The organism is Lysobacter sp. P5_B9 (genome assembly GCF_054049835.1).
On record NZ_JBFULP010000007.1, the window covers coordinates 149,559 to 164,483 of the forward strand.

The 14,925-nt window shown below is 65.0% G+C and carries 14 protein-coding genes; 8 read left to right on the forward strand and 6 right to left on the reverse strand.

Annotated elements, in window-relative coordinates:
• Positions 1-37: 37 nt before the first annotated feature.
• The 4 genes from ACXJJ9_RS14410 to ald all read right to left on the reverse strand — a co-directional run bounded on the left by ACXJJ9_RS14410 (position 38) and on the right by ald (position 5,778).
• Positions 38-1,390, reverse strand: a complete 1,353-nt coding sequence (locus ACXJJ9_RS14410; RefSeq protein ID WP_457097826.1) for a replication-associated recombination protein A — start codon at positions 1,388-1,390, stop codon at positions 38-40.
• A 67-nt stretch (positions 1,391-1,457) separates the two neighbouring features.
• Complete coding sequence (gene lolA, locus ACXJJ9_RS14415) at positions 1,458-2,078, reverse strand: outer membrane lipoprotein chaperone LolA (protein WP_457097827.1); 621 nt, start codon at positions 2,076-2,078, stop codon at positions 1,458-1,460.
• A gap of 83 nt (positions 2,079-2,161) precedes the next feature.
• Positions 2,162-4,516, reverse strand: a complete 2,355-nt coding sequence (locus ACXJJ9_RS14420) for a DNA translocase FtsK (RefSeq protein WP_310052720.1) — start codon at positions 4,514-4,516, stop codon at positions 2,162-2,164.
• 194 nt (positions 4,517-4,710) lie between these two features.
• Positions 4,711-5,778, reverse strand: a complete 1,068-nt coding sequence (ald, locus tag ACXJJ9_RS14425) for an alanine dehydrogenase (protein WP_310052722.1) — start codon at positions 5,776-5,778, stop codon at positions 4,711-4,713.
• A 236-nt stretch (positions 5,779-6,014) separates the two neighbouring features.
• Between ald and trxB the strand changes: the two genes are divergently transcribed.
• The 4 genes from trxB (at position 6,015) to infA (ending at position 9,202) form a co-directional block, all read left to right on the forward strand.
• On the forward strand, positions 6,015-6,968 hold the full coding sequence (trxB, locus tag ACXJJ9_RS14430) for a thioredoxin-disulfide reductase (protein WP_457097828.1): 954 nt from the start codon (positions 6,015-6,017) through the stop codon (positions 6,966-6,968).
• The gene (locus tag ACXJJ9_RS14435; RefSeq protein WP_457097829.1) at positions 6,968-8,086 is read left to right on the forward strand and encodes a GNAT family N-acetyltransferase; all 1,119 of its coding nucleotides are present in this window, start codon (positions 6,968-6,970) and stop codon (positions 8,084-8,086) included. Before trxB ends, ACXJJ9_RS14435 begins: the two co-directional genes overlap by 1 nt.
• Before the next feature lie 51 nt (positions 8,087-8,137).
• On the forward strand, positions 8,138-8,884 hold the full coding sequence (gene aat / locus ACXJJ9_RS14440; protein ID WP_457097830.1) for a leucyl/phenylalanyl-tRNA--protein transferase: 747 nt from the start codon (positions 8,138-8,140) through the stop codon (positions 8,882-8,884).
• Between the two features lie 99 nt (positions 8,885-8,983).
• Entirely contained in the window at positions 8,984-9,202 is a 219-nt protein-coding gene (infA, locus tag ACXJJ9_RS14445) for a translation initiation factor IF-1 (RefSeq protein ID WP_031372296.1), read from the forward strand.
• 82 nt (positions 9,203-9,284) lie between these two features.
• On the opposite strand, the gene clpA is transcribed toward infA, so the two are convergent.
• Positions 9,285-11,567: an ATP-dependent Clp protease ATP-binding subunit ClpA gene (gene clpA / locus ACXJJ9_RS14450; RefSeq protein WP_310052734.1), complete on the reverse strand. Its 2,283-nt coding sequence runs from the start codon at positions 11,565-11,567 to the stop codon at positions 9,285-9,287.
• Positions 11,568-11,702: 135 nt separating this feature from the next.
• A complete protein-coding gene (gene clpS / locus ACXJJ9_RS14455; protein ID WP_310052736.1) occupies positions 11,703-12,023 on the reverse strand; it encodes an ATP-dependent Clp protease adapter ClpS in 321 nt (106 codons plus the stop codon).
• Between the two features lie 117 nt (positions 12,024-12,140).
• Here clpS and ACXJJ9_RS14460 point away from each other — a divergent pair, with 117 nt between their 5' ends.
• Genes ACXJJ9_RS14460 through ACXJJ9_RS14475 form a run of 4 tightly spaced genes read left to right on the forward strand, consistent with a single transcriptional unit; the run spans position 12,141 to position 14,853 of the window.
• A complete protein-coding gene (locus ACXJJ9_RS14460) occupies positions 12,141-12,629 on the forward strand; it encodes a hypothetical protein (RefSeq protein WP_457097870.1) in 489 nt (162 codons plus the stop codon).
• A 27-nt stretch (positions 12,630-12,656) separates the two neighbouring features.
• Positions 12,657-13,121, forward strand: a complete 465-nt coding sequence (locus tag ACXJJ9_RS14465; protein ID WP_457097831.1) for an NUDIX hydrolase — start codon at positions 12,657-12,659, stop codon at positions 13,119-13,121.
• Entirely contained in the window at positions 13,118-14,236 is a 1,119-nt protein-coding gene (gene mnmA, locus ACXJJ9_RS14470; RefSeq protein ID WP_457097832.1) for a tRNA 2-thiouridine(34) synthase MnmA, read from the forward strand. Before ACXJJ9_RS14465 ends, mnmA begins: the two co-directional genes overlap by 4 nt.
• A 17-nt stretch (positions 14,237-14,253) precedes the next feature.
• Positions 14,254-14,853: a lysogenization protein HflD gene (locus ACXJJ9_RS14475; RefSeq protein ID WP_457097871.1), complete on the forward strand. Its 600-nt coding sequence runs from the start codon at positions 14,254-14,256 to the stop codon at positions 14,851-14,853.
• Positions 14,854-14,925 lie beyond the last annotated feature (72 nt).

A 14,925-nucleotide genomic window follows, 5' to 3' on the forward strand; every position in this document is an offset into this window, starting at 1 on the left:
TTGCCGCATCGACGGCCGATGCTAAGCCATCGATCGGTTACTCGTCGTCACGGCGGGCGGCCTCGCGTGCGGAGCGCAACGCGTCGAGCTTTTCCTTGAGCTTGATTTCCAGCCCGCGCGGGACCGGCTGGTAGTAGACCCGTTCGCCCATGGCGTCGGGGAAACCGGTCTGCCCGAGCGCGATGCCGCCCTCGACGTCGTGGTCGTACTGGTAGCCCTTGCCGTAACCGAGCTGCTTCATCAGCCGCGTTGGCGCGTTGCGGATGTGCAGCGGAACTTCCTGGGTGCCGTATTCGCGCACGTCGTCGCGGGCCGTGTTGAATGCGGCGTAGGCCGCATTGGATTTCGCCGTGGTGGCGAGATAGATGGTCAGTTGGGCGAGTGCGAGTTCGCCTTCGGGGCTGCCCAGTCGATCGAAGGTTTCCCAGGCATCGATCGCCATCTGCAGGGCGCGCGGATCGGCGAGGCCGATGTCCTCCACGGCCATGCGCGTCAGGCGGCGCGCAAGATAGCTCGGGTCGGCGCCGCCATCGAACATCCGCGCCAGCCAGTACAGCGCCGCATCTGGACTCGAGCTGCGCACGCATTTGTGCAGCGCCGAGATCTGGTCGTAGAACTGCTCGCCGCCCTTGTCGAAGCGGCGCGTGCGGTCGGCCAGTACCTGTTCGAGCGTCGATTCGGTAATCGTGCCGCCCTCGCCCGCCAGGTCGGCGGCGATCTCGAGGAAGGTCAGGCCACGACGCACGTCGCCGTCGGCAGCGGTGGCGACCAGGTGCACGAGGTCGTCGCTGATCTGCAGTTCGCGGTCACCGAGGCCACGCTCTTCGAGCAATGCACGCCGGAGGGCGACCGCGATGTCGTCCGCGGATACCGCTTCCATCACGTGCACGCGGCATCGCGACAGCAGCGCGGAATTCAGCTCGAAGGAAGGATTCTCGGTGGTGGCGCCGACGAAAATGATCGTGCCGCGCTCGATGTGCGGCAGGAACGCATCCTGCTGCACCTTGTTGAAGCGATGCACCTCGTCAACGAACAACACGGTACGGCGTCCGGAGGCGAAGCGCTGGGCGGCCTCGGCCAGCACTTCCCGTACCTGGGGGAGACCGCAGAGGACCGCGGAAATAGCCTGGAACTCGGCGTTCGCGTACTGCGCGAGCAGCAGGGCCAGCGTGGTCTTGCCGCAACCCGGCGGACCCCACAGGATCATCGAATGCACGTGGCCGGACTCGATGCCCTTGCGCAACGCGGAACCGGTCGCGAGCAGGCGGCGTTGGCCGACCATTTCGTCGAGCGTGCGCGGCCGCATGCGTTCGGCGAGCGGACGCAGGTGGTCGGTGTCGACGCTCAGCAGATCGGTTGATTCGGCCGGCGAAGGAGTACGTCGAGGCATGCCGCCATTGTAGGCGGCGGCAGTGGCATGTCGCTTGCCCGCGTCATTCAGCGGATGACCAGGCCGGTCAGCCGCCGCCGATCACATCCACGCCCTTGGGCGGCGTGTAGCGGAAGGTGCTGGCGGGGAAAGCGGGATTGCGCTTCCATCCGCTGAAGCTGATTTCGGTGCGCTGGCCCAGTGCATCGACCACCTGCATCTTGACCAGGCCGGCCTGGGCGAATCCCAGGCGCGCGGAGCGGAAACTTGCCTCGGCCGCATCGCCCTTCGGCGTGAGCAGCAGCCAGTCGAGACCGTCGGCCGTGCCGCCTTCCTTGACGACGAACTGCGCGTCGAGCTTGCCGGGATCGATCAGCGCCGACAGCGGGCTGTTCTGTTCTTCCGCGCCTTGCGGCCGCTTGGTGACCTGCTGCAGGTCCGGATCGTAGACCCACACCGTCTTGCCATCGGCCACGATCAACTGGGGATAGGGCTTCACGTATTCCCAGCGGAACAGGCGCGGCGCCGAGAGCGCGACCTTGCCGCTGGAGCTTTCCTTGAGCTTGCCCTTGGCATCGAATACCTGCTGGGCGAACTGCCCGTCGAGGCCTTTCAGCCCCTTGGTGAAGGCATTGAGGTCGTCACGCGCGCCGGCGAAGGCGCTGGTGGCAAACATGGCGACCGCGAGGCCGATCACGGGGATGCGCATGGGATGACTCCTGGAAACATTGGCAGCGAGTTTGATGTGGAGTCCCTGAATGGGCTCTCACGAAAATCCGAATCCGCCCTGAATTATTTCGGCGGCGGTGGCGCCAGCACGCTGCGATCGCCATTGTGTTCCGGTGGCGTCACCACGCCCGCCGCTTCCATCGCTTCGATAAGGCGCGCGGCGCGGTTGTAGCCGATCTTCAGGCGTCGCTGCACGCCCGAAATGGAAGCGCGCCGGGTTTCGGTGACGATGCGCACGGCTTCGTCGTAGAGAGGATCGGACTCGTCCCCTGCCCCGCCGCCGCTTTCCGGCAGGCCGGTGGCGCCAACCACCACGCCTTCGCCCAGTGTCTGCACTTCGTCGAGGACGCCTTCGACGTAATCCGGGCCGCCGCCGATCTGCTTGAGGTGCTCGACCACGCGATGCACTTCTTCGTCCGACACGAACGCGCCATGCACGCGCTCTGGCAACGCAGTGCCCGGCGGCAGGTAAAGCATGTCGCCATGGCCCAGCAGCGTTTCCGCGCCGGACTGGTCCAGGATCGTGCGCGAATCGATCTTGCTGGACACCTGGAACGCAATGCGGGTCGGGATATTGGCCTTGATCAGGCCGGTGATGACGTCCACCGACGGTCGCTGCGTGGCGAGGATCAGATGGATGCCGGCAGCACGCGACTTTTGCGCCAACCGCGCGATCAGCTCTTCGACCTTCTTGCCGACGATCATCATCATGTCGGCGAATTCGTCGATGAAGATGACGATGAACGGCAGTGGCTCCAACGGGCGCGGTGCTTCGCTCAGCTCCGCGTTCGGCTTGAACAGCGGGTCCATCATCGGCTGGCCCGCGTCGATCGCGTCCTTCACCTTCTTGTTGAAGCCGGCCAGGTTGCGCACGCCGACCGCCGACATCAGCTTGTAGCGCCGTTCCATTTCGGCCACGCACCAGCGCAGGCCGTTGGCGGCTTCCTTCATGTCAGTGACGACCGGCGCCAGCAGGTGCGGGATGCCCTGGTAGACCGAGAGCTCCAGCATCTTCGGGTCGATCATCAGCATCCGCACGTCCTTGGCGGAGGCCTTGTACAGCAATGACAGCACCATCGCGTTCACTGCGACGGATTTACCCGAACCGGTGGTGCCCGCAACCAGCAGGTGCGGCATGCGTGCAAGGTCGGCCACTGTCGGGCGGCCGGCGATGTCCTTGCCCAGCGCGAGCGTGAGCGGACTGCCGGACTTGTCGTATTCCTTCGAACGCAGCAGTTCGGAGAGGAAGATCATTTCGCGCGTCGTGTTCGGCGTTTCCAGGCCGACCACCGACTTGCCCGGAATCACGTCGACCACGCGCACCGACTTCACCGACAGGCCGCGGGCGATGTCCTTGTCGAGCGAGCTGATCTGGCTGACCTTCACGCCCGGGGCAGGTTCCAGTTCGAAACGGGTGATCACAGGGCCCGGGTAGGCGCCGACCACCTGTGCATCGATGCGGAAGTCCTTGAGCTTGAATTCGATCTGGCGGGACAGCGTTTCCAGCGTTTCTTCGCTGTAGCCCTTGGGTTGCGGCTTGGGATCGTCGAGCAGCGCGAGCGGCGGGATACCGGTGCCGTCACCGACGTGGAACAGCGGGATCTGCTGCTCGCGCTTGGCGCGATCGCTCTTTTCCACCACGGGTGCCGGCGGCGGCTCGATCTTGACCGGTGCACGCTTCGCGCGCATTTCGGTTTCGATCTTGCGCGCCTCTTCACGCTCCTCGCGGAACGCGCGCGTCTGCTGCCATTCGGTCGCCTGCTGGCTACCCTGGCGGAACAGCTTGCTGAGCAGCGGCGGGATCGCGAGCGTCCATTGGCCCAGCTTGTCCATCACGGTCAGCCACGACAGTCCGGTGGCCAGCGTCACCGAGATCAGCAGAAGCGCGAACAGGAACAGGTTTCCGCCCATCGGGCCGAAGCCGTTGTAGAGCGATTTCCCGACAAGACGCCCGAGGATGCCCCCTGCTCCCGCCGCGAAATCCGGCGCGGATCCCACGCGCAGGTACAGCAGGCCGGTAGCGGACACCAGGAAGCCGACGATGCCGATGAGGCGAAGCGCCGGACCCAGGTCGGCATCGCCGTCCCCGTCCGTGTCCATGCCGAACAGTGCGATCCAGGCAATGAGCCCAAGCATGATCGGCAGCAGGAATGCCACGTAGCCGGTGAGGAGCAGGAGCACGTCGGCGGTCCACGCACCCACGCGACCACCGACGTTGTGCAGTGGTGCGGTCACGCTGCCCGAATGCGACCAGCCCGGGTCGGTAGGCGAAAAAGTGAAGAGGCTCGCCATCAGGTACAGCAACAACGGCGCGATCAGGATCAGCGCGATGTCGCGCATCAGCCGCTGGCGGCGTGGCGACGGCGGTGCCTTTTCCGCCTTGACCTTCTTGCGGGTTGCTGCCGGGGCTTGCGCCACTGTGAGGATCTGCCTGAGCTAGGTACTGTTAGTACTTGAAGATACGGGAAAAAGCGCCCGCGGGGAACCAGGAGGGCCGGAACAACCCCCGTCGTCGCGGCCCTGGCGGAGCATAGCCGGGAATGAAGAAGGGGCGCACACGGCGCCCCTTCCTTGACCCGACATGGCCGGGACAGTCCGGCCCAGGGAGCGGTTTAGAGCTTCATGCCCTGCAACGCCGGGTGCACCAGCTTGCCGCCTTCGACATTGATGCCGCGCACAAGAGCTTCATTGGAGCGCCAGTTGCCCGAGGCCAGCTTGTTGACCCACGGCAGGATGGCCGCACAGATCGCCTGCGAGCTGGTCTGCGGCACGGCGCCCGGCATGTTGGTCACGCAGAAGTGGGTCACGCCCTCCTCCACGTAGGTCGGCTCCTTCCAGGTGGTCGGGCGCGAAGTCTCGAAGCAACCGCCCTGGTCGATCGAGATGTCGACCACCACGCTGCCGTCCTGCATGCCCTTAAGCATCTCGCGGGTCAGCACGTGCGGGGCGCGGGCGCCAGTGACGAGCACGGCACCGACGACGAGGTCGGCCGAGGCCACTTCGCGCGCGACGACGTCGGCGTACGGGTACAGCGTGGTCACGTTGTTGCCCAGCTGCATCATTTCTTCCATGCGGTCCTGGCGCATCTCGAACACGACCACGTTCGAGCCACCCGCCGCGGCGAGTTCGGCCGACGCGCGGCCGGCCTTGCCACCACCGAACACCACGACCTTGCCGCGCTCGGTCGACGGGAGACCGCCGAGCAGCTTGCCCTTGCCGCCTTCGGGCTGGTGCAGCAGGTGCGTGCCGACCTGCACCGCGATCTTGCCGGCGATCACTGACATCGGGGCCAGCAGCGGCAGGTCGCCGTTGGGGAGTTCCACAGTCTCGAACGCAACGCCGGTGAGGCCGATGTCGAGGAGCTGCTTCGTCAGGACCGGCTCTGCCGCCAGGTGCAGGTAGCAGAACAGCAGGTGATCCTTGCGCAGGTGCTGCAGGTCGCCGGCGATCGGCTCCTTTACCTTGACGATCAGTTCGCCCTTCTCATACAGCGCGGCGGCATCGGGAGCGATGTTCACACCCAGCTTGGTGTACTGCTCGTCCTTGAAACCGCTCTTCAGGCCCGCGCCCTGCTCCAGCCACACTTCGTGGCCACGCTTGACAAGGTCACCGGCGGCGGCCGGCACGAGAGCGACACGACCCTCGAGGGTCTTGGTTTCCTTGGGTACACCGATGCGCATTGCGGTTCTCTCAAAGTAATGCCCTGGGTCACCGCGAATCGCGGCGATCGGGCGGATTGTCATAAGGCAGGCGGGTGCGAACGCAACACTGCAGTCCGTCGACCTTGCCTTGTAATGCCGGGACGCCAACGCCACTCTATGGCGGTCACGGATGTATCCGGCGCGCGTCGAAAACGCCTTCCGTACCATCCATCCCGCACCGTACGGTGCGCGTCCAACAGCACGCAATTATACCCATGACCCCATCGAAGCACTCCCGCCTGATCATCCTCGGCTCCGGTCCCGCTGGCTGGACTGCCGCCGTTTATGCGGCTCGCGCCAACCTGAAACCCGTGGTGATCACAGGCCTGCAGATGGGCGGCCAGCTGATGACCACGACCGAAGTCGACAACTGGCCTGGCGACGCCCACGGCCTGATGGGCCCGGACCTGATGACGCGCATGCAGGCGCATGCCGAGCGCTTCGACACGGAAGTCGTCTTCGACCACATCCATACCGCCGACCTGTCGCGGCGTCCCTTCAAGCTGAAGGGCGACAGCGGCGAGTACACCTGCGACGCATTGATCATCGCCACTGGCGCGACGGCGAAATACCTCGGCCTGTCGTCGGAAGAACTGTTCAAGGGCCGCGGCGTCTCCGCATGCGCCACCTGCGACGGCTTCTTCTACAAGGAACAGGATGTCGCGGTGATCGGCGGTGGCAACACGGCCGTGGAAGAAGCGCTGTATCTCTCCAACATCGCCCGCAAGGTCTACCTCGTGCATCGCCGCGACACGCTGCGCGCCGAGAAGATCATGCAGGACAAGCTGCACGCCAAGATCCAGGCCGGCAAGATCGAACCGGTGTGGCACCACACGGTCGACGAAGTGTTGGGCAACGATGCCGGAGTGACGGGCGTGAGGGTGAAGTCGGTACAGGACGGCTCCACGCGCGACATCGCCATCCATGGTCTTTTCGTGGCCATCGGCCACACGCCGAACACGACGCTGTTCGAAGGCCAGCTCGACATGAAGAACGGCTACATCAACATCCGCACCGGCCTGGCCGGTGAAGCCACCGCCACCACCGTTCCGGGCGTGTTTGCCGCCGGTGACGTCGCCGACCAGGTCTATCGCCAGGCCATCACTTCCGCCGGTTTTGGCTGCATGGCCGCACTGGATGCAGAGAAATTCCTGGACAAGGAAGGCTGATGGCAGAAGCGCGCATCGTCAGCGCGCTGTCAGACATTCGTGCAGGGCAATGGGACGCACTGCACGACGGTTCCAATCCGTTCGTCTCCCACGCTTTCCTCGCCGGCCTTGAGCACTGCGGTTGCCTGCGCGAGGAWTGGGGATGGACGCCGCATCACCTGACGCTTTGGGAAGGCGATCAGCTGATCGCCGCCGCTCCCGGGTACCGCAAGACCAACTCGCATGGCGAGTTCGTCTTCGACCACGCCTGGGCACATGCCTACGCACGGAACGGGATCGAGTACTTCCCCAAGTGGCTGTGTGCCGTGCCCTACTCGCCGGTGACCGGCCCCCGGCTCCTGGCGACCGGCGCAGCGCATCGCCACCGGTTGCTCGAGGCGATGAGGGCCCTGTGCGCGATTGATTTCTCCTCGGCGCACGTCAACTTCCATTCCGAGCAGGACACCACGTTTGGCCGGGAGTGGCTGGCCCGGATCGATGTCCAGTACCACTGGCAGAACACGGCGGGCTGGCGGACCTTCGACGACTTCCTGGCCGCGTTCGATCATCGGCACCGCAAGAACATCCGGCAGGAACGAGCGAAATTCGCGCGCGCAGGCATTGGCTTCCGGGTGATCCATGGCGACGAAGCCAGCGAAGCCGATCTTGCGACGATGTACGGCTTCTACCTGCAGACGTTCGCCGAATACGGAAATCATCCGGCGCTGACGCTGCCTTTCCTGCGGCACCTTGCGCGAGCAATGCCACGCTCCCTGGTCCTGGTGCTGGCCGAGCGCGGAGGTGAAGCGGTCGCGGGAGCGTTGTGCCTGCGCGGAGGCGACACGCTGTACGGCCGCTACTGGGGCGCCAGCGAGCACATCCCGGGGCTGCATTTCGAAACCTGTTACTACCAGGGAATCGAATACTGCCTGCGCGAAGGCCTCACCCGTTTCGAACCCGGCGCGCAGGGCGAACACAAGCTCGCCCGTGGATTCCTGCCGACCCTGGTTCACAGCCACCACTGGATTGCACACGAAGGCTTTCGCGAGGCGCTGCGCGACTGGTGCGCGCAGGAAACGGCTTCGGTGCGACGCTACGCCGCCACGCTGGCAACCCATTCGCCGTTCAAGGCTGGTTGAGCCGGGGCACTGCGACTCGCGCGGTCTTGCGGCGTGGGCGATGATCGCGGCATGACGATCCGGCTACCTGCCCTGTCACTGGATCCCCACGGCCCGTTCCCGCCGGCGGACGCCGCATTGCGTCATCCCGATGGTCTGCTGGCCATGGGGGGCGACCTGGCGCCGGCGAGGCTGCTCAACGCCTATCGCCACGGCATCTTTCCCTGGTACTCCGACGAACAGCCGATCCTGTGGTGGTGCCCCGATCCACGCACCGTGTTCCAGACCGACTGCGTGCACCTGCCATCCCGATTCCGGCGCTGGCTACGGCGCAGCGACTGGGTGGTGCGGGCCGACACCGCTTTCGCGCAGGTGATAGAGGCCTGCGCGACTACGCCACGCGTGGGCCAGCGCGGCACATGGATCACACCGGACATGCGGGCCGCGTATGAGCAGATGCACCGGCTCGGGCATTGCCATTCCATCGAAGTGTTCGACGGGGAGCGCCTGGTGGGAGGGCTATATGGCGTCGCCGTCGGCCGGATGTTTTTTGGCGAAAGCATGTTCAGCGCGGAATCGGGTGGTTCCAGGGTCGCCCTGACCGCCCTCGCCCACCGCCTCCGGGAATGGGGCTGGCCCCTGCTGGACGCGCAGGTCGAAAACGACCACCTGCTGTCCCTGGGGGCGGAACTATGGTCGCGGGAGCGCTTCCTTGCCGCGGTTGCCGAACTGACGGCGCTGCCTGAACCCGCCGTCGGCTGGACCCAGCGCTTCGGGACGATCGCGGCGTCCGGGCTGGCACCCGCCCGTCGCGGATGAACAATCAGGACCGCGGCGCCATCGCCCCGGCATTTGTGGCAGAATGCGCGGCTTCGCGGGCGCGCTGCGCCTGCTCTTCATGCTCAACCCGGGAACTTCATGGCAAAAGACGATGTGATCGAATTCGAGGGCACGGTGGCGGAAACCCTTCCGAACACCATGTTCCGCGTGCGCCTCGAGAACGGCCACGAGATCATTGCCCATATCTCCGGGCGGATGCGCAAGAACTACATCCGCATCCTGACCGGCGACAAGGTGAAGGTCGAAATGACCCCGTACGACCTCACGAAGGGTCGTATCACCTACCGCATGAAGTGAGTGCGGTAATTGCATGAAGAAAAAGGCGGCCAATGGCCGCCTTTTTCATGGACTGTCGTGCATGCGCTGGAGCGTGCCCCGGCTACACGGTGACCGGCAGGAGCTTCTCCGGTTCCGCCTGCGCCTCGACGACCAGTTCGTCTTCCCTGACGTCGATGGTGACGCGACCGCCTCCCACCAGCTTGCCGAACAGCAGCTCGTCCGCCAGCGGCCGCTTGATCCGGTCCTGGATCACGCGGGCCATCGGGCGCGCGCCCATCAGCGGATCGAAGCCATGCTGGGCCAGCCAGTCGCGCGCCGTCGGCGTGGCCGAGAGGCTGACGTTCTTCTCGTGCAGCTGGGCTTCCAGCTCGATCAGGAACTTGTCGACCACGCGCAGGATGTGATCGAAGCCCAGCGCCTGGAACTGCACCACCGCGTCGAGGCGGTTGCGGAATTCCGGACTGAAGGCCCGACGGATGATTTCCATCGCATCGGTCGAGTGATCCTGCTTGGTGAAGCCGATGGAACGCCGCGAAGCCTGCGCCGCACCCGCATTGGTCGTCATGACCAGTACGACGTTCTTGAAGTTGGCTTCGCGTCCATTGGTATCGGTGAGGATGCCGCGATCCATCACCTGCAACAGGATGTTGAAGATGTCCGGATGCGCCTTCTCCACCTCGTCCAGCAGCAGCACGCAGTGCGGCGTCTTGACGATCTTCTCGGTGAGCAGGCCGCCCTGGTCGAAACCGACATAGCCCGGAGGCGCACCGATCAGGCGGCTCACCGAATGCGGCTCCATGTACTCGGACATGTCGAAGCGGACCAGCTCGATGCCCAGTTGCAGTGCGAGCTGCTTGGTCACCTCGGTCTTGCCCACGCCGGTGGGGCCGGCGAAGAGGAAATTGCCGATCGGCTTGTCCGGGTTGGCCAGGCCGGACCGGGCGAGCTTGATCGCCGAGGTCAGGGTCTCGATCGCCGGATCCTGCCCGAAGATCACCATCTTCAGGTTGCGCTCGAGGTTCTTGAGCACGTCCTTGTCCGACGCGCTGACCTGCTTGGTCGGGATTCGCGCCATCTTGGCAACGATGGTCTCGATTTCCTCGGTATCGATCAGGGTCTTGCGCTCGTTGTCCGGCAGCAGGCGCTGGCGGGCCCCGGCCTCATCGATCACGTCGATGGCCTTGTCCGGGAGCAGGCGGTCGCCCAGGTGCTTGACTGACAGGTCGACGGCAGCCTGCAGCGCCTCGTCGGCATATGTGACGCCATGGTGCAGCTCGTACTTTGGCTTCAATCCCTGCAGGATTTCCAGGGTCTCGCCCACCGTCGGTTCGACGATGTCGATCTTCTGGAAGCGCCGTGCAAGGGCGCGGTCCTTTTCGAAGATGCCCCGGTATTCCTGGAACGTGGTGGAACCGATGCAGCGCAGTTCACCAGATGCCAATGCCGGCTTGATCAGGTTGCTGGCGTCCATGGTGCCGCCCGAAGCGGAACCGGCGCCGATGATCGTATGGATCTCGTCGATGAAGAGGATGGTGTCGGGCAGCTTCTTCAGCTGCGCGAGCACGGCTTTCAGGCGTTTTTCGAAGTCGCCGCGGTACTTGGTGCCGGCAACCAGCGCGCCCAGGTCGAGCGAATAGATGGTGGCGTCTGCCAGCACTTCGGGCACTTCGCCATCGACGATGCGCTTGGCCAGGCCTTCCGCGATCGCGGTCTTGCCGACGCCTGCTTCGCCCACGTAGAGCGGATTGTTCTTGCGGCGGCGGCACAGTACCTGGATGGTGCGCTCGACTTCGTTGATTCGTCCCACCAATGGGTCAATCCGGCCTTCACGCGCAAGCTGATTGAGGTTCATCGCGAACTCGGCGAGCGCATCTCCCTTCATCTCGCCGTCACCACCGTCGCCCTGGCGCGATTCGCTGTCGTCCTGGTGGGACGACGGTTCCTCGCCACCGTGCTTGGCGATGCCATGGGACAGATAATTGACGACGTCGAGGCGTGCGATGTCCTGCTGGTTCAGGAAATACACGGCGTGCGAGTCCTTTTCGCCAAAAATCGCCACCAGCACGTTCGCGCCGGTGACCTCCTTCTTGCCGGAGGACTGCACGTGGTAGACGGCGCGCTGCAGCACGCGCTGGAAACCGAGCGTCGGCTGGGTGTCGCGGCCGTCGTCGTCGGCGAGCCTGGCGACGGAGGTGGAAATGGCCTGCTCCAGATCGCCGCGCAGGCGCGCGAAATCGGCGTGACAGGCTTTGAGGACAGCTTCGGCCGACGGGTTGTCGAGCAGCGCCAGTAGCAGATGCTCGACCGTCATGAACTCATGGCGCGCTTCACGGGCGCGCTTGTAGCACTGGCCGATGCTGTATTCGAGGTCCTTGCTGAACATGGGGCGATAGCCTCCGGGATTACTGCGACCCTATCTGGGGACAGCAACCAGCGATTTCCATGCCAGCCCCATAGGACGTTCGGAACGCTGCGTGGCACTCGTAACACAATCGGTACAACGTCCTTACTCGCACTTTTAGGCCTTTTCCATCGTACAGAGCAAGGGGTGCTGGTTGAGTCTTGAATATTCGTTCACTTGCGCCACCTTGGATTCGGCTACTTCGCGGGTGAAGACACCGCAAACGCCGCGGCCGCGGGTATGGACATGCAACATGATCTGGGTCGCTTTTTCCGCGTTGAACGAGAAAAAGCGCATCAATACTTCCACCACGAAATCCATCGGCGTGTAGTCGTCGTTCAGCAACAGCACGGAGTAGAGCGGCGGCCGCGCCACTTCCGGCTTGCTGGTTTCGACCATGACGCCATGGCTTTGTTCGTGTTCGGTACGTTTCGTCATGGGCGAATTATAAGGAACCCACGCCGGCGGACGCCTCGATGGACGCCCCGAGTGCCCCCTTGCACAATGGCGGCATTCGATTGCCCCGGGGGGCTGATGCGTACCTTCGCTGTCTCCATGCTGCTGTGTTTTTCGGTCTCATCTGTCGTCAACGCGGCGGAACGGGCCACTCCGGCCAAATCGGGGCCGGAGGGCGACCCGGCTGTCAGGCAGCTGCTGGACAAGCTGAAGTACCAGTACGAAGTCGACGAAGAAGGCGACTTCCGCCTGACTTTCGCCATGGACGAGGACAAGGGTGGCCGCAGCCAGCTGGTATTCGTGCGTTCGCCGGTGGAAACCTACGGCTCCCATAAGGTTCGCGAGATCTGGTCGCCCGCCTACGTGTCGGCGACCGACGAATTCCCGGCCGGCGTCGCCAACCGCCTGCTGGAGGCCACGCAGGAAAGCAAGCTGGGCGCATGGGCGAAACAGGGCCGCTACGCGGTGTTCGTGGTGAAGCTGGCCGCGGATGCGGGCATTGACGCGCTCGATGATGCCGTCGAGGCGGCCCTGCGCTCGGCAGAGGCGATGGAAATGGAGCTCACCCCCGGCAAGGATGCGTTCTGATGGACACGATCTGATGGACACGATCCGATGACCTATCGCGAGGGCCGCTTCTGGCAACCCGACGTGACCGTGGCGACGGTCGTGGTCAATGACGGCCGCCTGCTGGTGGTCGAGGAAAACGCCGGTGGCCGGCGGGTGCTCAACCAGCCGGCCGGCCACCTCGAACCGGACGAGAGCCTGCTCGAGGCGGCGCTGCGCGAGACGCTGGAGGAAACCGGCTGGGACGTACGGCTTACGGCGTTCGTCGGGGCTTACCAGTGGAAGGCACCGGAGACCGGTCGCCATTACCTGCGATTTGCCTTCGCCGCGGAGCCCGTGACGCACCACCCCGCCCGCAAGCTGGATGAAGGCATCGTCCGTGCACTGTGGCTCACGCCCGGCGAATTGCAGGCGGAAACCGCCCGTCACCGCAGTCCGCTGGTCTGGCGCGTGGTGTCCGATTTCCTGGCCGGCCGTCGGCAGCCGCTCGAACTCGTGCAGCACCTGGGATGAGCCAGGCGCGCACCATCGTGGGCATGTCCGGGGGCGTGGATTCGTCCGTCGCCGCATTGCGCCTGCGCGATGCTGGCGAGCCGATCGCGGGCCTTTTCATGCAGAACTGGGCCGACGACGGCAGCGGCGATTGCCGCGCCGAGGACGACCGCCGCGATGCCGTCGCGGTCTGCGGGCGGCTCGGCATCCCGATCCACTTCCGTGATTTCTCGGGCGAATACTGGGACGGTGTTTTCGCCCATTTCCTCGCCGAATACGCCGCGGGTCGCACGCCCAATCCGGACGTGCTGTGCAACCGCGAGATCAAGTTCAAGTATTTCCTCGACGCCGCGCATGAGCTCGGCGCCGATTTCATCGCCACCGGACATTACGCCCGCGTCGCGGAGGCCGACGGCCAATGGCGCCTGCTGAAGGCGGCCGACCGGAGCAAGGACCAGAGCTACTTCCTGCACCAGCTCGGACAGAAGCAGCTCTCGGCGACGAAGTTCCCGCTGGGAGACCTGTTGAAGACCGATGTGCGCGGCATCGCGCGGGACGCCGGACTCGCCACGCATGCGAAGAAAGATTCCACCGGCATCTGCTTCATCGGCGAGCGCGACTTCCGCGAGTTCCTTGCGCGCTACCTGCCCGCCCGCGCCGGGGAAATGCGTACGCCGGATGGCCACGTACTGGGCCAGCATCCCGGCGTGTTCTATTTCACCCTCGGCCAGCGTGAAGGCTTGAACATCGGCGGCGTGCGCGGTTTCGAGGCGGCACCGTGGTATGTCGTCGGCAAGGATGTGGCGAACAACGTGCTTTACGTCGACCAGGGCGTCGACAGTCCGTTCCTGTACGCGAATGCGTTGTGGTCGGAGGCCGCGCACTGGATCTCGGGTGCGCCCCCTTCCTCCCGTTTCCAGTGCCAGGCGCAGACCCGCTATCGCCAGCCGGACCAGGCCTGCGAGGTCAGCGTTCGCGCCGATGGTTCGCTGGAAGTGCATTTCGCCGACCCGCAACGCGCGGTCACGCCGGGACAATCCCTGGTGCTGTACGACGGAGACGTCTGCCTGGGTGGCGCAGTGATCGCCGCCACCGACGCCGTGCTCGAACAACGGATCAAGGAACACGCCGCATGACCGACAGCCCAAATCCGATGTCCGAACGGGTCCTCGCACTGGCCGGCCTGGCGCAGGCGCTGGCCCAGGTGCGGCGAATCGCCGATACGGGACAGGCACATGCGGACGTACTTTCGACCGCGCTCGATTCGGTGTTCCGCTTCGACGCGGACGACACGGCGGGGGTCTACGGCGGCACGGGGTCGTTGCGCACGGGGCTGATGCTGTTGCGCGACTACTTCGGCGGCGCGATGCCCGATGACCAACTGCCACGCCTGGCGCTGGCGGTGCTCCAGCTGGAGCGCCGCTTCGTGCGCGACGACGACATGGTGTCGCGTGTCCTCAGTGGCATCCGCGCCCAGAGCGGCGCCGCGGAGCGACTGGGAAGCACGCATCCCGAGGTGCTCAGCGCACTGGGTTCGCTGTACGCGGACACGCTGAGCCATCTGCGGCCGCGCGTGCTGGTGCAGGGCAATCCGCATTATCTCGGACAGGCGGCGGTGGTCGCGGAAGTGCGTGCGGTGCTGCTGTCCGCGGTGCGGTCGGCGGTGCTGTGGCGGCAGATGGGCGGCAGCCTGTGGGACTTCATGCTGCGCAAGCGGGCCATGGGCGATGCCGTGCAGGAATTGCTGGCCTGACCGGCCGTCACTGCCGCACACAAAAAAAGCCCCGGTCATGCCGGGGCTTTTTTGTTGCAATGAACGATGGCG